Origin of the sequence: Pseudomonas baetica (assembly GCF_051216495.1) — a bacterium.
Classification (GTDB): Bacteria; Pseudomonadota; Gammaproteobacteria; order Pseudomonadales; family Pseudomonadaceae; genus Aquipseudomonas; species Aquipseudomonas baetica_B.
The window spans coordinates 1-21,848 of sequence record NZ_JBPKAM010000103.1 but is presented as its reverse complement, the minus strand read 5'-3'; the positions used below and the strand labels follow the sequence as shown (position 1 = coordinate 21,848).

Genomic DNA, 21,848 nt, shown 5'->3' with positions numbered 1-21,848 from the left:
GGCTCGCTCCCACAGGGGAATGCATTCCAAATGTGGGAGCGAGCCTGCTCGCGATGGGAGCGCCACAACTCAGAGATGCAGCGCGTGGCCCAAGGCGCGCAACGCCGCTTCCTGCACTGCCTCGCCGAGCGTCGGATGGGCATGGATGGTGCCGCCGATGTCTTCCAGGCGCGCGCCCATTTCCAGGCTTTGCGCAAAGGCCGTGGACAACTCGGAAACCCCGACGCCCACCGCCTGCCAGCCGACGATCACATGATTGTCGCGACGGGCGACCACGCGTACGAAGCCGCTTTTCGATTCCAGTGTCATGGCCCGGCCATTGGCGGCGAACGGGAAGCTGGCGACGATGCAATCCAGATCCGCAGCCTTGACCTCGTCCGGGGTCTTGCCGACCACCACCAGTTCCGGGTCGGTGAAGCACACGGCGGCGATGGCGGTGGGGTTGAACTCGCGGTTTTTACCGCTGATCAGTTCGGCCACCATCTCGCCCTGGGCCATGGCCCGGTGGGCGAGCATCGGTTCGCCGCTGAGGTCGCCAATGGCGTACACGTTGCGCATGCTGGTCTGGCAGCGGTCGTCGATCTTGATCGACGAACCGTTCATATCCAGGTTCAACGCTTCGAGGTTCCAGCCCTGGGTGTTCGGTTTGCGGCCCACGGCCACCAGCACTTGATCGGTTTCCAGGTTCAGCAGGTGACCATCGGGTGTGCTGACTTGCAAGGTATTTGTATTTGAATCAAAGCCTTGAACGCTATGTTTCAAGTAAAGTTTCACGCCGAGCTTCTTCAACTCTTCGTGTACCGGTTGAGTCAATTCGCCGTCGTAGGCCGGCAGGATGCGCTCCTGGGCTTCGACCACGCTGACGTCGGCGCCGAGCTTGCGATAGGCAATCCCCAGTTCCAGGCCGATGTAGCCGCCACCGACCACGATCAACCGTTTCGGTAGGGACTTCGGCGCCAGGGCTTCGGTGGAGGAGATGATCGGCCCGCCAATCGGCAGCATTGGCAGGCTCACGCTCTTGGAACCGGTGGCCAGTACCAGATGCTCGCAAATAATGCGGGTGTCGCCGACGACGACGGTTTTACCGTCAACCACATTGGCCCAGCCCTGAATGACCTGGACCTTGTTCTTTTTCAGCAGGGCCGCGACGCCGGTCGTCAGGCGATCAACGATGCCGTCCTTCCATTCGACGCTCTTGCCGATATCCAGGGTCGGCGCCGACACGTTGATGCCCAACGCCGAATGCTGGTTGTGGTGTCGCGTCTGGTGGAACTGTTCGGCGACGTGGATCAATGCCTTGGACGGAATGCAGCCGATGTTCAGGCAGGTGCCACCCAGGGATTCGCCTTCTACCAGAATGGTCGGAATGCCCAACTGACCGGCACGAATCGCTGTCACATATCCGCCAGGACCGCCACCGATGATCAGCAGCGTAGTGTTCAAAGTCTGCATGTCTTACTCCATGAACAAAGTGGCGGGTTGTTCGAGCAGGCCGCGAACGGCCTGGATGAAGAGCGCCGCGTCCATGCCGTCGACCACTCGGTGATCGAAGGAGCTGGAGAGGTTCATCATTTTGCGGACCACGATCTGGCCTTTGATCACCATCGGCCGTTCGACGATCTTGTTCACGCCGACGATCGCCACTTCCGGCAGGTTCAGCACCGGAGTGCTGACAATGCCGCCCAGCGCGCCAAGGCTGGTCAGGGTGATGGAGGAACCGGACAGTTCTTCACGACTGGCCTTGCCGTTGCGCGCGGCCGTGGCCAGACGGGATATCTCGGCGGCGCTGTCCCACAGGCTACGGGCTTCGGCATGACGCACCACCGGCACCATCAAGCCTATATCGGCCTGGGTGGCGATGCCCACATGCACTGCGCCGAGGCGGGTGATGACCTGGGCTTCGTCGTCGTAACGGGCGTTGATCTGCGGGAAGTCGCGCAGGGCGACGACCATGGCGCGGACCAGGAATGGCAGCAAGGTCAGCTTGCCACGGGTCGCACCGTGTTTTTCGTTCAGATGTGCACGCAGTTCCTCCACGGCCGTCACGTCGATTTCCTCGACGTAGCTGAAGTGAGCGGCGCGTTGCGTGGCGTCCTGCATGCGCTGGGCGATCTTGCGGCGCATGCCGATCACCGGGATCTGTTCTTCGTCATTGCGCTGGGCGTAGGCGCTGCTGACGGTCGATGCATTCGATTGACCCTGGGCCAGATAGGCGTCGAGGTCTTCGTGCAGCACACGACCGGCCGGTCCGGTGCCGCGCACCAGGCGCAGTTGAATACCCAGGTCCAGCGCATGTTTGCGCACGGCCGGGGAGGCCAGTGGACGTTCGTCGGCCTGGCGAGCCACCATCGGGCCCTGACATACGGCTGCCGGACGCGGGGCTGCTGGCGCCGGTTTGCTTTCCACGATCGGTTCCGCTTTTGGAGCGGCTACTACTGGAGCTTCTTTAACAACGGCCGGCGCTGGAGCCGCCGATTCCTTAACGTTGCCCGCACCTTCGACTTCAATGCTGATCAGTACACTGCCGACCGCCATGACTTCGCCGGGCTGTCCGCCAAGGGCAATGACCTTGCCATGCACTGGTGACGGAATATCCACCATCGCCTTGTCGGTCATGACATCGGCCAGCACCTGATCTTCGACGACCATATCGCCGACTTTCACGTGCCACTGAGACAATTCAACTTCTGCGATGCCTTCGCCGATGTCCGGCATCTTGATAACGTGCGTGCCCATTCAGACCTCCATGACCTTTTTCAACGCCGCGCCCACACGGGACGGCCCTGGGAAATACGCCCACTCTTGCGCGTGCGGGTAGGGGGTGTCCCAGCCGGTGACGCGTTCGATCGGCGCTTCCAGGTGGTGGAAGCAGTGTTCCTGCACCAGCGCCGCCAGTTCGGCGCCGAAGCCGCAGGTACGGGTCGCTTCGTGAACGATCACGCAGCGGCCGGTTTTTTTCACCGACTTGGTGATGGTTTCCAGGTCCAGCGGCCACAGGCTGCGCAGGTCGATGACTTCGGCGTCCACACCACTTTCTTCAGCGGCGACTTGGGACACGTAGACAGTGGTGCCGTAGGTCAGGACGGTGACGTCCTTGCCCGGGCGGGCAATGGCGGCCACGTCCAGCGGTACGGTGTAGTAGCCGTCCGGAACCTGTGCGGCGGGGTGTTTCGACCATGGGGTCACCGGGCGTTCGTGGTGGCCGTCGAACGGGCCGTTGTACAAGCGTTTTGGCTCGAGGAAGATCACCGGGTCATCGTTTTCGATGGAGGCGATTAGCAGGCCCTTGGCGTCGTAAGGGTTGGACGGCATGACGGTGCGCAGGCCGCAGACCTGGGTGAACAAAGCCTCGATGCTCTGGCTGTGGGTCTGACCGCCGTAGATGCCGCCGCCGCAAGGCATGCGCAGGGTCAGCGGTGCGGTGAATTCGCCGGCGGAGCGATAACGCAAGCGCGCGGCTTCGGAAATGATCTGGTCGTAGGCCGGGTACACATAGTCGGCGAACTGGATCTCCACCACCGGGCGCAGGCCGTAGGCGCCCATGCCCACGGCGGTGCCGACGATGCCGCTTTCGGAGATCGGCGCGTCGAACACCCGCGAGGTGCCGTATTTGGTCTGCAGACCTTCGGTGCAGCGGAACACGCCGCCAAAGTAGCCGACGTCCTGGCCGAACACCACGACGTTGTCGTCACGCTCAAGCATCACATCCATGGCCGAGCGCAGGGCCTGGATCATGGTCATGGTGGTCGTGGTCATGGCGGTGTCCAACTGAATATTGTTGTTGTGGTCGTTCATGTCAGATCCCCAACTGCTGGCGCTGGCGCTTCAAGTGCTCCGGCATCTCTTTGTAGACGTCTTCGAACATGGTTGCGGCGCTTGGAATCTGGCCACCGGCGAGGGTGCCGAACTGTTCGGCCTGCTTCTGTGCGGCGATCACTTCGGCCTCCAGCTCGGCGCTGACGGCGGCGTGTTCCTCTTCGGACCAGTGGCCGACCTTGATCAGGTGCTGCTTGAGGCGCGCAATCGGATCGCCCAACGGGAAGTGACTCCAGTCGTCGGCCGGACGGTATTTGGACGGATCATCGGACGTCGAGTGCGGACCGGCGCGGTAGGTGACCCATTCGATCATGGTCGGGCCGAGATTACGGCGGGCGCGTTCGGCGGCCCAGGCGGAAGCGGCGTAGACCGCGTAGAAGTCGTTACCGTCGACCCGCAGGGAGGCAATACCGCAACCGACGCCACGGCCGGCGAAGGTGGTGGCTTCACCACCAGCAATCGCCTGGAAGGTGGAGATGGCCCACTGGTTGTTGACCACGTTGAGGATCACCGGCGCGCGGTAGACGTGGGCGAAGGTCAGGGCGGTGTGGAAGTCCGATTCGGCGGTGGCGCCGTCGCCAATCCACGCCGAGGCGATTTTGGTGTCACCCTTGATCGCCGAAGCCATGCCCCAGCCGACGGCTTGGACGAACTGGGTGGCGAGGTTGCCGGAAATGGTGAAGAAGCCGGCTTCCTTGACCGAGTACATGATCGGCAGCTGGCGTCCCTTGAGCGGATCGCGCTCGTTGGACAGCAGTTGGCAGATCAGGTCGACCAGCGGTACCTCGCGGGCCATCAGGATGCTTTGCTGGCGGTAGGTCGGGAAGCACATGTCGTCGATGTTCAACGCCAGGGCCTGGGCGCTGCCAATGGCTTCTTCGCCGAGGCTCTGCATGTAGAACGACATCTTTTTTTGACGCTGGGCGACCACCATGCGGTTGTCGTAGATCCGCGTCTTGAGCATGGCACGCATGCCTTTGCGCAGGATCTCGACCGGCACGCCTTCGGCCCATGGACCCAGGGCGTTGCCCTGATCGTCGAGCACGCGAATCAGGCCGCGAGCCAGGTCAGCGGTGTCCGAAGGTTCAACGTCGATTGGGGGTTTGCGCACCGTGCCGGCGTCGGTCAGATGCAGGTAGGAGAAGTCGGTTTTACAGCCGGGACGGCCCGAGGGTTCCGGGACGTGCAGGCGCAGCGGTTCATACGCTTGGGTCATGGCTTCTACGCTCGATCTTGTGAATTTCTTGTAGTGAGCTGACAGACTTCATTCGGTAAAAGAAATCTTGTCCTACAACAATCATAGGCCCGGCCAAGAAGAATATTTCTCTCTGTTTCGTTGCGTTCAAGGTTATTTAGAGATAAAAAATCTGCATAAACATAATAAACAGGTGGTTTTGTCTCATGCGCAAACTGGACCGTACCGATATCGGCATTCTCAATAGCCTTCAGGAGAACGCACGTATCACCAACGCTGACCTGGCGCGCTCGGTCAACCTGTCGCCGACGCCGTGCTTCAACCGGGTCAAGGCGATGGAGGAATTGGGGGTGATTCGCGAGCAAGTGACGTTGCTCGACGCTGACTTGCTGGGGTTGCACGTCAACGTGTTCATCCACGTCAGCCTGGAAAAGCAGGTCGAGAGGGCATTGCAGCATTTCGAAGAGGCGATATCCGATCGCCCGGAAGTGATGGAGTGCTACCTGATGGCGGGCGACCCGGACTACCTGATCCGGGTGCTGGTGCCGAGCATCCAGTCGCTGGAGCGTTTCATGATGGACTTCCTGACCAAAGTCCCCGGCGTCGCCAATATCCGTTCGAGCTTTGCGCTCAAGCAGGTGCGCTACAAAACGGCGCTGCCGTTGCCGGCCAATGGCTTGACGCTGGATCTCTGAAATACCCCGAACCCTGTAGGAGCGAGCCTGCTCGCGATGGACGTCAACGATAATGCGTGCTGTCTGTATGACCGCGTTGTCTGGTCCTCCATCGCGAGCATGCTCGCTCCTACAAGATTTAAAATTTGTTGAGGGGGATCTTGAGGTAGGTCACGCCGTTGTCTTCCGCCGGTGGTAGATTCCCGGCCCGCACATTGACCTGAATCGCCGGCAGCAGCAGCGTTGGCATGCCCAGCCCGGCATCGCGCCGGGTGCGCATGTCGACAAAGGCTGCTTCGTCGATGCCGTCGCGCACGTGGATGTTGCTTTTGCGTTGTTCGCCCACCGTGGTCATGCAGCGCGGTCCGCGGCCTTCGGGTGGGTAGTCGTGGCAGACATAGAGGCGCACGCTGGCGGGGAAGGCCAGCAATTTCTGGATCGAAGTGAACATTTGGTGGGCGTCGCCGCCGGGGAAGTCGCAGCGCGCGGTGCCCACGTCCGGCATGAACAGCGTATCGCCCACCAGGATCACATCACCGTCGATCAGGTACGCCATGTCCGCCGGGGTATGGCCGGGGACATGCAGGGCCGTGGCCTTGAGGTTGCCGATGTTGAACGACTCGTCGGGGGCGAACAGGTGATCGAATTGTGAACCGTCGACGCAAAACGCCGGTTCAAGGTTGAACAGGGCCTTGAACACGTTCTGCACCTTGCAGATCGATTGGCCGATGGCGATTTTTCCGCCCAGCTCACGGCGCAAATAGGGCGCGGCGGAGAGGTGATCGGCGTGGGCGTGGGTTTCCAGCAGCCATTGCACCTGCAACCGGTGTTCGCGCACGAAGGCGATGATCCGGTCGGCCTGCACGGTCGTGGTTCGCCCGGCGGGGGCGTTGTAGTCGAGCACCGGGTCGACGATTGCGCACTGCCCGCCATCGGCTTCGTAGATCACGTAGCTGTAAGTGGAGGAGGCGTCGTCGAAAAAGGCTTCAATCAGGGCGGGCATGGCAATGGTTTCTGTGTGGATACGCCATGAGGTTAGTGTCATTTTCCCTGCGCTGACCAGTCCCGCGTCAAATGTGTTGATGAAAAAAATCGTGCGGGCTCTATCCTGTCACTTTATCGATACCGGGCGTTCCCGGCCTTTGTCACGGATTACGAGCGTTCTATGTTGCTGGCGAGTTTTTTTGGTGTGGTCATGGGGTTGGTGCTCGGTTTGACCGGAGCCGGCGGCGGCATTCTAGCCGTGCCCGCGTTGGTGTTGGGGTTGGGCTGGAGCATGACCACGGCGGCGCCCGTTGCGCTGTTTGCCGTGGGCAGCGCAGCGGCAGTGGGGGCGGTTGATGGTTTGCGGCATGGACTGGTGCGCTATCGCGCGGCGTTGTTGATCGCGGCGCTCGGCGCGGTGTTTTCGCCGGTGGGTATCTATTTCGCCCATCAGTTGCCGGAAAAAATCCTGATGGTCCTGTTCAGCCTGCTGATGGTCATGGTGGCTGCGCGGATGTTGCGCCGTGAGCGCAAGGACGAAGGTCCGAGTGATCACGGCCACGCCAACTGGGGCCAGAAAAACTGCATGCTTGACCAGCACACCGGGCGCTTTTCCTGGACCGCCAAATGCACCGCCACCCTGGCGGCGCTCGGTGCGGTGACCGGGGTGGTGTCGGGGTTGCTTGGCGTGGGGGGTGGCTTTCTGATCGTACCCGCGTTCAAGCAACTGACCGACGTACAGATGCGCGGCATAATCGCCACCTCCCTGATGGTGATCAGCCTGATCTCGGCCATCGGCGTGATCGGCGCCTTTCACGCCGGGGTACGCATCGACGGTCTCGGCGCGGCCTTCATTGCTTCCAGCATCGCCGGCATGATCGTTGGTCGCAAACTCTGCGCACGGGTGCCGGCGCGGGCATTGCAGGTGGGGTTTGCCAGCGTTTGCCTGGTGGTCGCCGCTTATATGCTGATGAACGCCGCTCTCTAACCGGATATTTGCCCTCCTGTAGGAGCGAGCTTGCTCGCGATGCACCCGAGAACACAGCGGGGCACCAGGTACCCAGCGTTATCGTTGTCGTCCATCGCGAGCAAGCTCGCTCCTACAGGAGTGACATCCGCCATCGGGCTTACACCCTTGGTGGCGAGCCCTGCCGTCGGGCGGTCTTACGCCGTAACTGTCACGTATCACCGGCCATTCCAAAGCACCTGAAAACCGCCCCCAAGGCAGCGTATGGCGCCGCCTGTCAGCTTTCGATAATCGCCTCCGACACCTCGTCCCCAGTCGCGGAGCGCGCCATGCACAACAATAAGAACTTCACGCATCGTTTACTGCCGGCCTTCGTCGCCAGCCTGTCCTCCCTTGGCTTGAGCTCCATGGCCGAGGCCGAAATCATGCTGTACGACAAGGACCAGACCACGTTTTCCACCGACGGCTACATCAATGCCTTCTACGTCAACAGCGATGTCGATCGTGCCGGCGATCAGTTCGACCGACGCCAGTCACGGGTGAAAATGGGCTTTCTGCCCAACTACCTGGGCTTCAACATGGGCAAGCAGGTCGACGACCTCAAGCTCGGTGCGCGCGCCTCGTTCTGGGTGACGATCAACGACAGCGAAACCAATGGCACAGACACCGCCATCGATGTGCGGCAGTTCTACGGCACCGTCGCTAACCCGCAGTGGGGTGAAGTGCTGATCGGCAAGGACTTCGGCCTGTTTGCCCGTTCCAACATCCTGCTCGATGAGCTGCTCGCCGGTTATGGGCAGGTGAGCGACACCCTGGGGCTGGTGGATGGTGGCGGGGTGTCGTTCGGCAACATTGGCACTGGCTATCCGTATCCATTTCCGACCTCGCAGATCACCTATCGCACCCCGGTAATGGACGGCTTGCGCGTGGCGGTCGGAATCATGGACCCGGTGGACACCAACGACAGCAGCCCGACCGGTAAGGCCTATCAAGAGAACCCGCGCACCGAAAGCGAGATCACCTACCAGTTCGACGTCGCCGGGGCGAAGATCTACAGCTGGGTCAACGGCAGCTACCAGACGTCGGACAATACCGATTCAAGCGTCGATACCGTGACGTCCAAAGGCGTCGGTTACGGCGTGCAGGCAAAAATGGGGGGCTTGTCCCTGACCGGCTCCGGTTTCCAGGCCAAGGGCATCAACCCGTTTTTCACCAACAACGCCGGTGAACCGACCCTGCGTAACGTCGACAGTGACGGCTACCTGTTGCAGGGCTCTTATAAACTGGGCAAGAACCGGCTGGCATTGTCTTACGGCAAGACCAAAGACGATGGTAACGGCGCGGTGGGCAGCGGTGCAGACTACGAAACCCGGGGCATTGCGCTGTTCCATGACGTCAACGACAACCTCAAGCTGGTGGCCGAGTACAACCAGTTCGAAATCAACGGCCACGACACCAGCGACCAGAACGAAGACACCGATACGTTCGCGGTGGGGGCGGTGTTGACCTGGTAATAAGGTAATCGGCATCACACCTACCCACTGTAGGAGCGAGCCTGCTCGCGATGGTGTATCAGCCGACATCGTTGTAGCTGACACACCTTCGCGAGCAGGCTCGCTCCCACAAGGGAACATGAGTTGTTCTGCAGATATCGCCCGGCTCTCATCCCTTCGAAGCCCCTGACCACTACCCAAGTAGCATTCGTCCCGACCCACAGCCTTCGTACACTCGTGCCTCATATACACGCACCTGCGGGGGTGGCGATGCAGCAGGTCCAAAACGAAGGTGTCGTCAGCGCCATGTCCCTGGCCACCGATCCCCAGCAGGCGGCGCAGGAACTGGCGCGCCAGTTGTTGCATCCGAATCTGGGTTTCGTGCTGTTCTTCTGTTCCGCCGAATACGATTTGCCGGCGCTGGGCCAAGCCTTGCAGCAGGGTTTCGGTGGGATCCGCCTGGCCGGTTGCACCAGCGCCGGGGAAATCACCCCGCTGGGCTATGGGCGCAATTGCGTGACGGCGATGGGTTTCGATCATCGACATTTTTCCATTGCCCTGGAACTGATCGATGAAATGGAGCACTTCAGCCTGATCGACGCGCAGCAGATGGTCGAGCGTCTGGTCGGCGGCTGTCGCAGCAACACCCTGGCTCCGATCAAGGGCAACAGCTTTGCCCTGACCTTGCTCGACGGCCTGTCCAGCCGCGAAGAGATGGTTTTGGCAGCCTTGAGCGCGGCGCTTGGCGCCATTCCGCATTTCGGCGGCTCGGCCGGGGACGACAACTACCTGACCCACACTCACGTGTACTTCGACGGCGGTTTCCACAGCGGCGCGGCGGTGGTGGTGCTGGTCAATACCTGGCTGGACTTCGAAGTGTTCACCACCCATCACCTGCAACCTCAGGCGCAGAAGCTGGTGGTTACCGGGGCCGACAGCGCCTCGCGACGGGTCTTCGAACTCAACGCCGAGCCGGCCGCCGCCGAGTATGCCCGACACATCGGTGTGCCGGTGGCCGAGCTCGACCACCGGATCTTCGCCGCGCACCCCTTGGCCGTGCGCATCAACGAGCAGTATTACGTGCGGGCCATCCAGCAGGTTCACCCGGACCTGAGCCTGAGTTTCTACTGCGCAGTGGAGAACGGCATTGTCCTCACCGCCATGACCCCGGGCCCGCTGTTGCCGAACCTGCAATGCCTGTTCGATGGCTTGCAGGAGCGGCTCGGCGATTTGTTGCTGACCATCGGCTGTGACTGTTTCCTGCGGCGCCTGGAACTGGAAGACCACGGCAGCCTGGAGCAGGTCGGGGCGTTTTTGCGCGAGCAGCGGGTCATGGGGTTCAACTCCTACGGAGAACAGTTCAATGGCATGCACATCAACCAGACCTTCACCGGCGTTGCCATTGCCCGGGGCCGGTCCCTCGGAAAACGCTGAGCTACAGGCGCAGATCGCGGCCCTGCAACATGACAATCAAAAGCTGCAACGCATCAACGCAGCGCTGATCGAGCGTATCGAGTCCGGCGTCACCCGTGGCAACGATCCTTATGCGGCCTTCCAGCATTCGGTGGTGCTGGCCGAGCAGGTGCGCGAGCGCACCGACGCCTTGAACCAGGCGATGGCCGAACTCAAGGCCGGTAACCATCTGCTCAGCGAAGCCCGCCTGCGCGCCGAAACGGCCCATCAACACCTGATCGACGCCATCGAAAGCATTTCCGATGCTTTCGTGCTGTTCGATGCAGAGCAGCGCATTGTCCTGTTCAACAGTCGTTTCAAGGCGTTCTGGAGTAACAGCCGGGTGCGGATCCACGCCGGCATGCGTCTGGTTGAGGTCAAGCGCCTGATGCTCAACAACGGAATGTTTGCCGAAGAACCCCGCGGGCATGCCGAGGAAAACCTGCTGTACCGCCTGCAGGACGGTCGCTGGCTGCAAGTCAGCGAACGGCCGACCCAGGAAGGCGGGCGGGTGATCCTGTTCACCGACATTACCGACGTCAAGCTCAGCGAAACCGTGCGCCGCGAGCAGGCACTGGCGCAGAAGTCGCACCTGTTGCAACGGGCGGTCGACAACCTGTCCCAGGGCGTGGCGATGGTCAACGCCGAGGGCATTCTGGAGCTGTGGAACGGGCGGTTTCTCGAACTCAGTGGCCTGGCGCCAGTGGCGGCCCATCGCCCGTTTGCCGAAGTGATCGCCGACAGCGAGCTGACCCTGCTGACCCCGGCCAGCCGTGGTGTCAACGGCCGGCCGGTACAGGAATGCGAACAGCGCCTGGATGATGGGCGGGTTCTGGAGATCCGTACCCATCCGCTACCCACCGGTGGTTTCGTCAACACCTTCACCGACATCACCGAGCGCTACCAGCACGCCGAAGCCCTGAGTGAAAGCGAACGCTGGATTCGCCTGATCACCGACCATGTGCCGGCGTTGATCGCCTACCTCAATGCCGATCTGGTCTACGAATTCACCAACAAGGTCTACGAAGAATGGTACTGCTGGCCGCGCGGGGTGATGCTCGGCCAGAGCCTGCGCGAAGTGCACAGCGAACAACACTACCAGCGCCTGGAGGCCTACGTGGCCAGGGCGCTGGCCGGGGAGAGCGTGACCTTCGAGTTTGCCGAGACCAACGTCAACAATCAGGAGCGCTATATGTTGCGTTCCTACGTGCCCAACCGCCTGGCCAGCGGCGAGGTGGTGGGGATTTTCGTGCTGATTCGCGACATCACCGAGCGCCGCCGCACCGCCGAAGCCTTGCACCAGGCCTATCAGAACCTTGAATTGCGGGTGCGCGAACGCACCGCCGAGCTGACCGACCTCAATGGCCAGCTGCTGCGCGAAATCGACGAGCGTCGCCGGGTCGAGTCACGCTTGCGCGAGGCCAAGCGGGAAGCGGAACAGGCCAACCTGTCGAAGACCAAGTTCCTCGCGGCTGTCAGTCACGACCTGTTGCAGCCGTTAAACGCCGCGAGACTGTTCACCAGCGCCTTGCTGGAGCGTCGCGAGCCGATCTGCAACGACATCCTGGTGCGTAATGTCAGCAATTCCCTGGAAGACGTGGAGACCCTGCTGGGTACGCTGGTGGATATTTCCAAACTCGACGCCGGAGTGATCAAGGCCGATATTGCCCCGTTCGCCTTGAGCGAACTGCTGGAAAACCTTGCCGCCGAGTACACCGAAGTGGCGCGCAGCGAAGGCTTGCAACTGCATTTCATTGCCTGCTCGGCGCTGGTGCGCAGCGACATCCAGTTACTGGCGCGGATCCTGCGCAACCTGTTGAGCAACGCCATTCGCTACACCTACAGCGGCCGCGTGGTGCTGGGTTGCCGTCGGCATCGCCAGCGCCTGTCGATTCAGGTCTGGGACAGCGGCATGGGCATCGCCGAGGATCGCCTGGAAGAAATTTTCCAGGAGTTCAAGCGTGGCGATGTGCAGCGTCCGGACCAGGATCGTGGTCTGGGCCTGGGGCTGGCGATCGTCGAGAAGATTGCCGGCATTCTCGGGCACCGCATCCAGGTGCGTTCATGGCCGGGCAAAGGCTCGTTGTTCTCGGTGGAAGTGCCGTTGAGTGCCACCGCCCCCAAGCCATTGCCAAGCCCGTCGATGACCGAGCCCATGCTCGAACGGCTGCGCGGTGCGAAGGTCTGGGTGCTGGACAACGACGCGACCATCTGCGCCGGCATGCGCACCTTGCTGGAGGGCTGGGGCTGCGAGGTGGTGACGGCGCTGTCGGAGGAGGACCTGGCGCGGCAGGTGGACAATTACCATGCCGAGGCGGACCTGCTGATTGCCGATTACCATCTGGACAACGACCGCAACGGCGTCGATGCCGTGGCCCGGATCAATGCCCGTCGGGCCTGTGCCATTCCGGTGATGATGATTACCGCCAATTACAGCAACGAGCTCAAGCAGCAGATCCGCGAACGGGGCCATACCCTGATGCACAAGCCCGTGCGGCCGATGAAGCTCAAGACGGCGATGAGTCACTTGCTCACCAGACCCTGATTTTTAAGGTGTCGGTGCTGGCCTCATCGCTGGCAAGCCAGCTCCCACAATGGATGTGTGCCGTTCACAAACCCCAGTGGGAGCTGGCTTGCCAGCGATGGGAGCGGCGCGGTCTACCTGTTTCAGCGGCGCAAATAAGATCCGAAATCAATATCTCCGGCACTCAGGATCGCCTGTACGCGGTTGTGCACGTTGAGCTTGCGCAGGATCGCCGAGACGTGGGCCTTGACCGTGGTTTCGGCGATTTCCAGGGTGTAGGCAATCTGTTTGTTCGATTCGCCCTTGGTCATCCGCTCCAGCACCTGTAACTGCTTGCGGGTCAGGGCCTGCAGCAGTTCGGGCGGGATGCTCGGGGTGTCGTTCATGCGCCGGTGCGAACTGCTGTTGCCCGTACGGATGATGTCAGGGGGCAGGTAGACGTTGCCATTGAGGATCTGCTGGATCGCATCGGTCATCTGCGTGCGGGGCGAGGACTTGGTGATGAAACCCACTGCACCGTAAGTGATGGCCTGCAGGACGATCTGCTTGTCTTGCTCGGCGGAGACGATCACCACCGGAATGGTCGGTGCTTCGTTACGCAGGTTGATCAGGCCATTGAGCCCGTGCATGCCGGGCATGTTCAGGTCGAGGAGGATCAAGTCCAGGTCATCGTGTTCCTGGGTCAGCGCCAGGGCGCTGTCGAGGTCGGCGGTTTCCATGACCTCGCTGCCGGCAAAACCATCGCTGATGACATTGTGTATGGCTTCGCGAAACAGCGGGTGATCGTCGGCAATCAGGATTTTGTACATAGCCTTTCACCTCATTATTTTGATTATGGTGTGGCAACAACGCGCAGGCGTAAAGCTCAGGGAAAGGGTTCGGGCTGGGCCAGGGTCATCGGCAGTTTGGCCGCTTGCCAGGCATCCAGGCCATCGCGGTACCAGTACAGTGATTTATAGCCCAGGCGCGCGGCGCGCTTGACCGCGTTCCAGCTCAACCAGCAGTCGGCGCGGCAGTAGAAGACCAGCGGTTGCCTCGGATCGCCGCCGGTCAGCTTCTTCAGGTTGCCCGCAAAGTAGTCCTGCCATTGTGGTGTCAGCTCGCCGTCGCCGGTGTTGGCCAGCCAATGGCTGCCGGGCAGGTTTTCGTGGGGCTGGTCCTCGATGAAGCGACCTTGCAGCCATTGGCGGCGATAGACATCGATCAGCACCGGGCGCGGGTTTTGTTCAAGCAGGGTTTGCAGGACGGGGGTATCGATCAGGGTCGCGTCCTGCATGACGTCCGGCGTCGGGCTGCGGTACAGGTCGATGCGATAACCATCGGGGGAAAACAATGGCGTTTGCGCCTGTGCGCCAGCCAGCCACAGGCTGAGCGACAACGCAGCGAGAGTGGGACGCAACAGGCGACGTCGGGCACGCGGCATGGGGATTGATCCTTATCGTTATGCGCCCATTACATGCCAGTGGCGGTGCGTTGGGAATGCGACGATAGGCAGGTGGAACCAGTACTAAAGTAGTAATTTTTCGCCGTTCAATGAAGAACCACTGTGGGAGCGAGCCTGCTCGCGAAGACGGTGTGACAGTCAACATTTACATCGACTGATTCACCGCTTTCGCGAGCAGGCTCGCTCCCACAAGGGCATTGCTGGTGTCAGCTGGATTTTCGTAACGCAGCATGTTGCGGGTTAAAGGTCAGCACGGCGAGCAACGTGAATGTCAGGGTTAATCCTGCACAAACACCCAGCGCCAGTGGATTGAATCGCTCATACAAGGCGAATCTCACCAGCTCCACCGCATGGCTGAACGGGTTCACCGCGCAAAGCCAATACAACCATTCGCTGGCCTCGCGCATTTTCCACAGCGGATACAGCGCCGAGGACAAGAAGAACAGCGGGAAGATCACGAAATTCATCACCCCGGCGAAGTTCTCCAACTGGCGGATGGCATTGGACAGCAGTAGCCCCAGGGCGCTGAGCATCAATGCCACCAGCAACAGGGCGGGCAGGGCCAGCAACAGGCCCATGGCCGGTGGCTGCACGCCGTAGACCCAGGCAATCGCCAGGAAGGCATACACCTGTAACAACGAGATCAGCGATGTCGCCAGCAGCTTGCTGCATAGCAGAAACGTCCGGGGCAGGGGGCTGGTCAGCAGCACGCGCATGCTGCCCATTTCCCGGTCATAGACCATCGACAGGGAACCCTGCATGCCGTTGAACAGCAGGATCATGCAGGCCAGGCCCGGAATGATGTAGACCTCGTAGGGAATGTAGGTGTCGTAGGGCTCGATGATGGCGATGCCCAGTGCCGCGCGAAAACCGGCGGCGAACACCAGCAGCCACAGCAGCGGCCGCACCAGGGCGCTGAGAAACCGTGTGCGTTGCAGCACAAAGCGCAGCCACTCGCGCAGGACGATTCCGCTGAAACATTGCCAGTAAGCGTTCATCGTACAGCTCCGGTGGTGGTCAGGCGAGTGAACGCTGAATCGAGGTCGCCGCCGTGTTCCAGGCTCAGCGCATCGGCCTGCCCGCTGGCGACCAGCCGGCCCTGATGGAGTATCAGCAAGTCGTCGCTGGGCTGCACTTCATCAAGCAAATGGGTGGTCCAGAGCACGCTGATCTGCTGTTCGCGGCACAGGCTGCGAATGTGGCGGTTGAGCGCCAGGCGACCGGCCGGATCGAGGCCGGCACTGGCTTCATCCAGCAACAACAGGCACGGTTGATGCAGCAGGGCCCGGGCGATTTCTACCCTGCGGCGATGGCCGCCATTGAGGTTGCGCACGCGCTCGGCACGACGCTCGTCCAGGCCCTGGCGGGCCAGTTCGGCATCGACGCGCAGGCCGGTCTCACGTCGCGACAAGCCATGCAGGGCGGCGTGGTAACGCAGGTTCTGCTCGACGCTGAGGTCCAGGTCCAGGGTGCTTTGCTGGAACACCACGCCCAGCTGTTTGAGCGCCGGGCGCGGCGCTTTGCGTAAAGAACAGCCACCCACCCGGATATCGCCGTGCTGCAGATCATAGAGCCGGGTCAGCAGGGCAATCAGCGTTGACTTACCCGCGCCGTTGGGCCCCAGCAACGCGGCGAAACGCCCGGGTGCCAGGCTGAAACTCACCTGGCGCAAGGCCTCCCGGGCGCCATAGGAGAAACTCAGGTCGCTGACTTCCAAGGCTTTCATGGCGTCACCACCACGCCCCATGGATAACGTCCGACCTTCACCGACTTGCTGACCTTGAGGCTGTCGACATCGATCACCGACACATCGCCGCTGACCCCATTGGTGGCGAGCAACTGTTTTTGGTCCGGGGTGAACGCCAGTTGCCAGACACGGCGGCCCACCAGCAGGTAGTCGAGTATTTCGAAGGTCTTGGCGTCGATCACCGCCACGTGATTGGCCGGGCCCAGGGCCACGAAGGCGTATTTGCCGTCGGCGCTGAGTTTGATGCCCACCGGCTGCACCTTGTCCGGGTGCACACCCTTGATCTGGAAGTTCAGGGTCTTGAGGATGTTGCGGCTGGCGACGTCGAGAATCGTCACGGTGCCGCCAATTTCCGCAGAGGCCCAAAGCTGTGAGCCGTCGTTGCTGAATTCGACGAAGCGCGGCCGTTGGTCCACCAGCGTGCTGTCGGCCAGGGTCTGGGTGCTGGTGTCGATCCAGTGCAGCATGTTGGTGGTTTCACTGGTGTTCACTGCCCACTTGCCGTCGGGGCTGACCGCCATGCCTTCGGGCTCGACGCCGACGTTGATCTGGCCCAGGACCCCGGACGTTTCGGTGTCGATCACCGTGACCAGCGCGTCGTCCTCGTTGGAGACGTACAGCCAGCGGTTATTGGGATGCAGGGCGAATTGCTCGGGGTCTTTGCCCGAAGGCAGCTCTTTGATGATCTTGCGTGTGGCCACGTCCATCACCTGGACCCGGTCCGAGTCGCTGGCGCAGATGTACAGCAACTTGTTGTCATGGGACAGCAGCAGGCCGCGAGGGCGCTGGCCGACCGGCAGGGTGTCGGTGACTTGCAGGGTCTGCATGTCGATCAGGCTCAGGTTATTGTCCTTTTCATTGGAAACCCAGGCGGTGCTGGCCAGGGTGTGTCCGGCGGCCAGCAGCAGGGCGCAAGTCAGTAGTGTGCGGCGCATGGCAGTTTTCCTTGTTGTCGTTGTTGTGCTCAGGGAAAGCGGCAGCTGACCTCGGGCTTGTCGTAACCCAGGCTGTCCATTTCGTTGAAGGGGTGCAAAAAACCGTCCTGGGGCGAAGTGCTGACCAGCGCCCGGGGTTGCACGATGGGGATCGGCTGGCGCAGCTGGCCATTCCACGGGCGGTAACTGAGCTTGCGTCCCTTGAAACCGTCCAGCGGCAATTGATCGCTGATTTCCAGTGCGCGGATCGCCATCGGGTCGGTCTGGCGCAACTTGCTCACGGCGCTGGCGATGCTGCGCACGGCGATCCATGCGGCGAAGTCGCGGTCATTCATCCAGCGTCCGGCGAGGGCCTCGAAGCGTTTTTGCAACTGGGCGGCGCCGTAGGTTTCCACGGTCTTGTGCCAGCCTACCGGGGTCAGGCCCTGGGTGCCGGCGACCGGTCGCGGATACCAGGTCTGGTAGGGCACGTATTCGCCGAAGTCGCCACGCTCGTCCGCCACCAGCACCACGTCGTATTCGGCAGTTTGGGTGAACAGCGGCATGTCGGCCTGGGCGCTGCGGCGTTGATCGTTATCGAAGCTCCAGGGTTTCTCTGCCACCAGTTGCAGGCCGAAGCGCTTGGCCGCGCGGCGCAGGGCTGCGGCATAGGCCTGATCGTCCGCCGTGGGGCCAACGATCAGAAGCGTCCGCTGCCATTTGCGCACCACCAGGAATTGCGCCAGCGCATCGGCGAGCATCGCTCGGCTCGGCAGGCTGTGCAGCACGTTCGGCAGGCAATCGGTGGTGCGCAGGCTGTCGTCGGGACTGCCGGCATTGAACAGCAGGCTGTCGGGCAATGCGGCACTGAGTTGGCGCAGGCTGTCCACCGGCGCGTTTACCACAAACAGGCGCAAGCCTTGTTCATGCTGGTTTTTCGCCGCATCCAGCAAGGCCTCGGGACTGTCGACACTGGCGCTGATCAGGCTGTAGCTGTGATTGAGAAAGCGCCCGGTGCTGTTGCTGTCAGTGATCGCCAGTTCAGCGCCGCGCAGGCCGGCGTCGGTGGGTTCGGGAATGACGTTGGACAGCAGCGGGCCGGGGTCGGGGCGATAGCCCAGGTAGCCGATCCGTACCTGCAAGGGCGCGTCCGCAGCCTGGCTTTGGGTCGCCAGCCCGGCGGCGCAGGCAATCGCCAACAGGTAGATCAGGGCGTAAGGGGCAAGCTGGCGCATAGGGCACTCCATTACAGGTAGCGCCAGCATAGGAAGGCCACGCAGTCGTGAAAATATGCAGAAAGTACCGTCCAGCCAGTACCAAGGTAGTACCCGCCACAAGCTTTACGACCAAGGGAGGAGGCCGCGACCACCAAAGCAGCATGGGGATTGTGTGCCGGGATTTTTAAGATGAGCACCATCGCCTCTGCCAAGAGGTTATGCGTGCAATCCTGAGGGCATAACAATGACAACAAAACGCAACGCCTTGCTCGTCACCGGACTGTTGGCCGGTCTCATCAGTGCGGGTTCCGCCTGGGCCCACGGCAATGTGGTGCCGCAGGCCGTCGCCACCCAGGGCCTGACCCCGATCAAGGAGGCTGGTGTGCAACTCGATGCCGATGGCTGGGCCGCGGTGAACCCTTATCGCACGGCGGCGGAACACGACAAGGCGGTGGAGATCGGCGCATCTGCCTACAACCAGAACTGCGCGGCCTGTCATGGCCTGGAGGCCAAGTCCGGCGGTATCGCCCCCGACCTGCGCATGCTTGATGCCGGTGATGCGGGCGATGAATGGTTCGTCGAGCGGGTACGCAATGGCGCGGTGCGCGACGGTCGGGTGTACATGCCGAAAATGGCCGACTACTTGAGTCAGGAGGCCCTGTGGGCGGTTCGCACTTATCTGGACACCGTGCACGTCGAGGAGTGACGCCATGCGCCTGCTTGCGATGTTGCTCGGCGCGATGTGGCTGTGCTGTCAGTCGGTGCAGGCGCAGGTGCGCAACTACGACGAGATGATCGCCGCCGGGGAGCTGAAGGTGGCGGTCTACAAGGACTTCGCCCCCTACAGTTTCGAGCAGGCCGGCCAGCCCCGGGGTGTCGATGTGGAGTTGGCCGAGGCCCTGGCCAAGGCGCTGGGCGTACGCCTGACGCTGATCTGGGCGCCGCCCGGTGAAAAGCTCGACGACGACCTGCGCGATTACATCTGGCGCGCCAGTGCCTTGCACAACCAGCAACTGGCCGACCTGATGATGCGCGTGCCCTACGACCGCGATTACGCGCAAAAGCGCAACGAATTCGGTGAACTGGAAAACGGCCATGTGGTGATGTTCGGCCCGTACCAGAACGAGCAATGGCAAGTTGCCTATGACCGGCGTCGACTGGATAAGGTCGCCAGCGTCGCGGTGTTCGAGCAGCACCCGATCGGTGTTGAGGTCGACAGCGTGCCGTCGTTCTATATGACTTCGGTGTTCAACGGCATGCTCGCCGGCAAGACCCATCACTATCCAGGCGTATCCCAGGCATTTGCCGCGATGAAGGCCGGCGAAGTCGACGCGGTCATGGCCATGCGCGGCGAGATCGACTGGCAGGTGCATGAAGCCGCCGACCCACAACTGGCCCTGGCGGAGAACGCTTACCCGAACATGGGCAAGCAGCTCTGGGAAATCGGCATGGCGGTGCACGAGAGCAACCGGCAACTGGCCTATGCCGTGGAGGAGGCACTGGAAGGGCTGATCCGTGACGGATCGGTTAAGTCCATCTACGGCCATTACGGCCTGCGTTACGACGTGCCCGAAATGTATCAATAGGAGCAGGCGATGAAATGGCAAAGGAGTTGTCTGTTGGTCTGCTGCTTGATACTGGCGGTCCATGCCGCCGCTGCCGATCCCGGCAAGGATCCGGTGCCGTCGGTGATGTGGGGGTTCTACCACAAGCAAATGCTTGGCGATGGGCCCTTCGTGTTCGATGAACGGGTCAAGCTGCTAGCGCCGCCGTTCGCCGAGGACGCGCGGCAAGTGCCGCTGGAGATCGACGCCCGGGCGTTCAAGGGCGACGTGGTGAGAATCCTCGCCTGGGCGGAACTCAACCCCTTGCCGAAAATCGTCGATTTCGAACCCGTGGCCGGTGTGTTGCCGTGGTTGTCGATCCGCATCCGTGTCGAGCAGGCCACACCCTTGCGCGCGGCAGTGCTGACCCGTGATGGGCTGTGGCATGTCGGTTCGACCCTGATCGATGCCGCCGGCGGCGGCTGCACCGCGCCGAGCGTGGTCCGTACCCAGCCGGGTTGGGAAGAGCGCATGGGTGAGGTGCTGGGCGGCCGTTATCCGCGCCAGGACTTCAGTCGCCTGCGCTTGCAGGTGGCGCATCCGATGGACAACGGCATGGTCAGTGGCATTCCGGAGTTCTTCATCAATCATGCCGAGCTGCGCGATCAACACGATCAACTGTTGGCCCGCCTCGAACTGTTCCCCGCCGTCAGCGAAAACCCCAGCCTGGCCTTTGATCTCGAGGGGGCAGGGCAGACGCGCCTGTTGTTGCGCGATAACAGCGGCAATCAATTCGATGCGGCCATTCCCTGAACCCCATTTCCTGAAACAGGAGCCTGACATGCGCTGGATGCTGCTGTTGTTCGTCGCCCTCGGCCTGCCGGCCATGGCCGACCTCGAGTACTCGCTCAGGCCCAGGCAGATCGCCGAAGACACCTGGTTGCTGGAAGGCAGTACCGATAATTTCGGCAAGGACAATGGCGGCAATATCGTCAATACCGCGTTCATCGTCACCGAGCGCGGCGTGGTGGTGATCGATACCGGGCCATCGAAGCGTTATGGCGAAGCGATGCGTCGGGCGATTGCAGCCACCACCGACAAACCGGTGATCCAGGTGTTGCTGACTCACCATCACCCCGACCATGTGCTGGGCAACCAGGCGTTCAGCGATGTGCCGATTGGCGCACTGGCAGGTACTGCCCAATTGCTGCAACAGCAGGGCGATGCCATGGCCGAAAACATGTACCGGCTGGTGGGGGACTGGATGCGCGGCACCGAAGTGCTGATGCCGAGCGAAACCCTGGCCCCCGGGGTGAAAAGTTTTGGGAATCACGATCTGCGCCTGATAGGTCTGGGTGGGCATACGGGTGCGGATCTGGCTATTCTCGACCAGCAAACCGGCGTGCTGTTCGCCGGGGACCTGGTGTTTTATCAACGGGCCCTGACCACGCCCAACAGTCCGGGGCTGTCGGTGTGGCTGGCGGATATCGCGACCTTGCAGGGATTGCCCTGGACGCTGATCGTGCCCGGCCACGGGCCCATCGCAAGCGACCCGCAGCCCTTGGTGCAGATGCGCGATTACCTGGGGTGGCTCGACCAGCTCATGCACGAGGGCGCGGCCAATGGCAGCGACATGGCCGAGATGATCCGCAGTCCCATCCCCGAGCGATTCGCCGGGATCAGTCTGAGTCGCTATGAGCTGATTCGCAGCGTGAGCCATTTGTATCCCGGATATGAGCGGGCGCAGATGACGCGGGTGGATAGCGCAAACCACTGACTCACCCCCAATCCCCCTGTGGGGGGGGGGGGGGGGGGGGGGGGGGGGGGGGGGGGGGGGGGGGGGGGGGGGGGGGGGGGGGGGGGGGGGGGGGGGGGGG

The 21,848-nt window shown here is 62.0% G+C and carries 20 protein-coding genes; 9 read left to right on the top strand and 11 right to left on the bottom strand.

Annotated elements, in window-relative coordinates; all coding sequences use genetic code 11:
- Positions 1 to 69: 69 nt before the first annotated feature.
- Genes lpdA through ACSFE6_RS26060 form a run of 4 tightly spaced genes read right to left on the bottom strand, consistent with a single transcriptional unit; the run spans position 70 to position 5,032 of the window.
- Positions 70 to 1,452 (bottom strand): dihydrolipoyl dehydrogenase, encoded by a 1,383-nt coding sequence (lpdA, locus tag ACSFE6_RS26075; protein WP_435430285.1) that lies wholly within the window; start codon positions 1,450 to 1,452, stop codon positions 70 to 72.
- 3 nt (positions 1,453 to 1,455) lie between these two features.
- Positions 1,456 to 2,736 (bottom strand): dihydrolipoamide acetyltransferase family protein, encoded by a 1,281-nt coding sequence (locus ACSFE6_RS26070; RefSeq protein WP_435430284.1) that lies wholly within the window; start codon positions 2,734 to 2,736, stop codon positions 1,456 to 1,458.
- Positions 2,737 to 3,795 (bottom strand): alpha-ketoacid dehydrogenase subunit beta, encoded by a 1,059-nt coding sequence (locus ACSFE6_RS26065; RefSeq protein ID WP_435430283.1) that lies wholly within the window; start codon positions 3,793 to 3,795, stop codon positions 2,737 to 2,739.
- A gap of 1 nt (position 3,796) precedes the next feature.
- Positions 3,797 to 5,032 (bottom strand): 3-methyl-2-oxobutanoate dehydrogenase (2-methylpropanoyl-transferring) subunit alpha, encoded by a 1,236-nt coding sequence (locus ACSFE6_RS26060; RefSeq protein WP_435430282.1) that lies wholly within the window; start codon positions 5,030 to 5,032, stop codon positions 3,797 to 3,799.
- A 185-nt stretch (positions 5,033 to 5,217) separates the two neighbouring features.
- Here ACSFE6_RS26060 and bkdR point away from each other — a divergent pair, with 185 nt between their 5' ends.
- Positions 5,218 to 5,706, top strand: coding sequence for a Bkd operon transcriptional regulator BkdR (bkdR, locus tag ACSFE6_RS26055; RefSeq protein WP_435430281.1), 489 nt, complete (start codon positions 5,218 to 5,220; stop codon positions 5,704 to 5,706).
- 118 nt (positions 5,707 to 5,824) lie between these two features.
- Here bkdR and ACSFE6_RS26050 read toward each other — a convergent pair whose 3' ends face one another.
- Positions 5,825 to 6,688: an MBL fold metallo-hydrolase gene (locus tag ACSFE6_RS26050; RefSeq protein WP_435430280.1), complete on the bottom strand. Its 864-nt coding sequence runs from the start codon at positions 6,686 to 6,688 to the stop codon at positions 5,825 to 5,827.
- Positions 6,689 to 6,850: 162 nt separating this feature from the next.
- On the opposite strand from ACSFE6_RS26050, the gene ACSFE6_RS26045 reads away from it, so the two are divergent.
- The 4 genes from ACSFE6_RS26045 to nahK all read left to right on the top strand — a co-directional run bounded on the left by ACSFE6_RS26045 (position 6,851) and on the right by nahK (position 13,126).
- The gene (locus tag ACSFE6_RS26045) at positions 6,851 to 7,657 is read left to right on the top strand and encodes a sulfite exporter TauE/SafE family protein (protein WP_435430279.1); all 807 of its coding nucleotides are present in this window, start codon (positions 6,851 to 6,853) and stop codon (positions 7,655 to 7,657) included.
- A gap of 308 nt (positions 7,658 to 7,965) precedes the next feature.
- Entirely contained in the window at positions 7,966 to 9,150 is a 1,185-nt protein-coding gene (locus ACSFE6_RS26040; protein WP_435430278.1) for a porin, read from the top strand.
- A gap of 249 nt (positions 9,151 to 9,399) precedes the next feature.
- A complete protein-coding gene (gene nosP / locus ACSFE6_RS26035; protein WP_435430277.1) occupies positions 9,400 to 10,563 on the top strand; it encodes a nitric oxide-sensing protein NosP in 1,164 nt (387 codons plus the stop codon).
- Positions 10,532 to 13,126 (top strand): hybrid sensor histidine kinase/response regulator NahK/ErcS', encoded by a 2,595-nt coding sequence (gene nahK, locus ACSFE6_RS26030; RefSeq protein WP_435430286.1) that lies wholly within the window; start codon positions 10,532 to 10,534, stop codon positions 13,124 to 13,126. Before nosP ends, nahK begins: the two co-directional genes overlap by 32 nt.
- A gap of 122 nt (positions 13,127 to 13,248) precedes the next feature.
- Here the strand turns inward: nahK and ACSFE6_RS26025 are convergent, their stop codons facing one another.
- The 6 genes from ACSFE6_RS26025 to ACSFE6_RS26000 form a co-directional block, all read right to left on the bottom strand.
- Positions 13,249 to 13,914 carry a response regulator gene (locus ACSFE6_RS26025; RefSeq protein WP_435430276.1) on the bottom strand — a complete coding sequence of 222 codons (666 nt, stop codon included), beginning with the start codon at positions 13,912 to 13,914 and terminating at the stop codon, positions 13,249 to 13,251.
- A gap of 56 nt (positions 13,915 to 13,970) precedes the next feature.
- Entirely contained in the window at positions 13,971 to 14,528 is a 558-nt protein-coding gene (locus ACSFE6_RS26020) for a PQQ-dependent catabolism-associated CXXCW motif protein (protein WP_435430275.1), read from the bottom strand.
- Between the two features lie 227 nt (positions 14,529 to 14,755).
- Complete coding sequence (locus ACSFE6_RS26015; protein WP_435430274.1) at positions 14,756 to 15,547, bottom strand: ABC transporter permease; 792 nt, start codon at positions 15,545 to 15,547, stop codon at positions 14,756 to 14,758.
- Positions 15,544 to 16,275: an ABC transporter ATP-binding protein gene (locus ACSFE6_RS26010; RefSeq protein WP_435430273.1), complete on the bottom strand. Its 732-nt coding sequence runs from the start codon at positions 16,273 to 16,275 to the stop codon at positions 15,544 to 15,546. The genes ACSFE6_RS26015 and ACSFE6_RS26010 overlap by 4 nt, the downstream gene beginning before the upstream one ends.
- Positions 16,272 to 17,231 (bottom strand): YVTN family beta-propeller repeat protein, encoded by a 960-nt coding sequence (locus ACSFE6_RS26005; RefSeq protein ID WP_435430272.1) that lies wholly within the window; start codon positions 17,229 to 17,231, stop codon positions 16,272 to 16,274. Before ACSFE6_RS26005 ends, ACSFE6_RS26010 begins: the two co-directional genes overlap by 4 nt.
- Positions 17,232 to 17,260: 29 nt before the next feature.
- Positions 17,261 to 18,445, bottom strand: coding sequence for an ABC transporter substrate-binding protein (locus tag ACSFE6_RS26000; RefSeq protein ID WP_435430271.1), 1,185 nt, complete (start codon positions 18,443 to 18,445; stop codon positions 17,261 to 17,263).
- Between the two features lie 226 nt (positions 18,446 to 18,671).
- Between ACSFE6_RS26000 and pedF the strand changes: the two genes are divergently transcribed.
- From pedF to ACSFE6_RS25980, 4 genes are read left to right on the top strand one after another with little or no spacing between them, the layout of a single operon-like run.
- A complete protein-coding gene (pedF, locus tag ACSFE6_RS25995) occupies positions 18,672 to 19,133 on the top strand; it encodes a cytochrome c-550 PedF (RefSeq protein ID WP_435430270.1) in 462 nt (153 codons plus the stop codon).
- A gap of 4 nt (positions 19,134 to 19,137) precedes the next feature.
- Positions 19,138 to 20,013, top strand: a complete 876-nt coding sequence (locus ACSFE6_RS25990) for a substrate-binding periplasmic protein (RefSeq protein ID WP_435430269.1) — start codon at positions 19,138 to 19,140, stop codon at positions 20,011 to 20,013.
- Between the two features lie 9 nt (positions 20,014 to 20,022).
- A complete protein-coding gene (locus tag ACSFE6_RS25985) occupies positions 20,023 to 20,784 on the top strand; it encodes a quinoprotein dehydrogenase-associated SoxYZ-like carrier (RefSeq protein WP_435430268.1) in 762 nt (253 codons plus the stop codon).
- Between the two features lie 28 nt (positions 20,785 to 20,812).
- Positions 20,813 to 21,748: a quinoprotein relay system zinc metallohydrolase 1 gene (locus ACSFE6_RS25980; RefSeq protein ID WP_435430267.1), complete on the top strand. Its 936-nt coding sequence runs from the start codon at positions 20,813 to 20,815 to the stop codon at positions 21,746 to 21,748.
- Positions 21,749 to 21,848 lie beyond the last annotated feature (100 nt).

Excerpts from the sequence above, each read along its gene's own strand:
- lpdA (WP_435430285.1), bottom strand. The coding sequence starts at position 1,452 with ATGCAGACTTTGAACACTACGCTGCTGATCATCGGTGGCGGTCCTGGC.
- ACSFE6_RS26070 (WP_435430284.1), bottom strand. The coding sequence starts at position 2,736 with ATGGGCACGCACGTTATCAAGATGCCGGACATCGGCGAAGGCATCGCA.
- ACSFE6_RS26065 (WP_435430283.1), bottom strand. The coding sequence starts at position 3,795 with ATGAACGACCACAACAACAATATTCAGTTGGACACCGCCATGACCACG.
- ACSFE6_RS26060 (WP_435430282.1), bottom strand. The coding sequence starts at position 5,032 with ATGACCCAAGCGTATGAACCGCTGCGCCTGCACGTCCCGGAACCCTCG.
- bkdR (WP_435430281.1), top strand. The coding sequence starts at position 5,218 with ATGCGCAAACTGGACCGTACCGATATCGGCATTCTCAATAGCCTTCAG.
- ACSFE6_RS26050 (WP_435430280.1), bottom strand. The coding sequence starts at position 6,688 with ATGCCCGCCCTGATTGAAGCCTTTTTCGACGACGCCTCCTCCACTTAC.
- ACSFE6_RS26045 (WP_435430279.1), top strand. The coding sequence starts at position 6,851 with ATGTTGCTGGCGAGTTTTTTTGGTGTGGTCATGGGGTTGGTGCTCGGT.
- ACSFE6_RS26040 (WP_435430278.1), top strand. The coding sequence starts at position 7,966 with ATGCACAACAATAAGAACTTCACGCATCGTTTACTGCCGGCCTTCGTC.
- nosP (WP_435430277.1), top strand. The coding sequence starts at position 9,400 with ATGCAGCAGGTCCAAAACGAAGGTGTCGTCAGCGCCATGTCCCTGGCC.
- ACSFE6_RS26025 (WP_435430276.1), bottom strand. The coding sequence starts at position 13,914 with ATGTACAAAATCCTGATTGCCGACGATCACCCGCTGTTTCGCGAAGCC.
- ACSFE6_RS26020 (WP_435430275.1), bottom strand. The coding sequence starts at position 14,528 with ATGCCGCGTGCCCGACGTCGCCTGTTGCGTCCCACTCTCGCTGCGTTG.
- ACSFE6_RS26015 (WP_435430274.1), bottom strand. The coding sequence starts at position 15,547 with ATGAACGCTTACTGGCAATGTTTCAGCGGAATCGTCCTGCGCGAGTGG.
- ACSFE6_RS26010 (WP_435430273.1), bottom strand. The coding sequence starts at position 16,275 with ATGAAAGCCTTGGAAGTCAGCGACCTGAGTTTCTCCTATGGCGCCCGG.
- ACSFE6_RS26005 (WP_435430272.1), bottom strand. The coding sequence starts at position 17,231 with ATGCGCCGCACACTACTGACTTGCGCCCTGCTGCTGGCCGCCGGACAC.
- ACSFE6_RS26000 (WP_435430271.1), bottom strand. The coding sequence starts at position 18,445 with ATGCGCCAGCTTGCCCCTTACGCCCTGATCTACCTGTTGGCGATTGCC.
- pedF (WP_435430270.1), top strand. The coding sequence starts at position 18,672 with ATGACAACAAAACGCAACGCCTTGCTCGTCACCGGACTGTTGGCCGGT.
- ACSFE6_RS25990 (WP_435430269.1), top strand. The coding sequence starts at position 19,138 with ATGCGCCTGCTTGCGATGTTGCTCGGCGCGATGTGGCTGTGCTGTCAG.
- ACSFE6_RS25985 (WP_435430268.1), top strand. The coding sequence starts at position 20,023 with ATGAAATGGCAAAGGAGTTGTCTGTTGGTCTGCTGCTTGATACTGGCG.
- ACSFE6_RS25980 (WP_435430267.1), top strand. The coding sequence starts at position 20,813 with ATGCGCTGGATGCTGCTGTTGTTCGTCGCCCTCGGCCTGCCGGCCATG.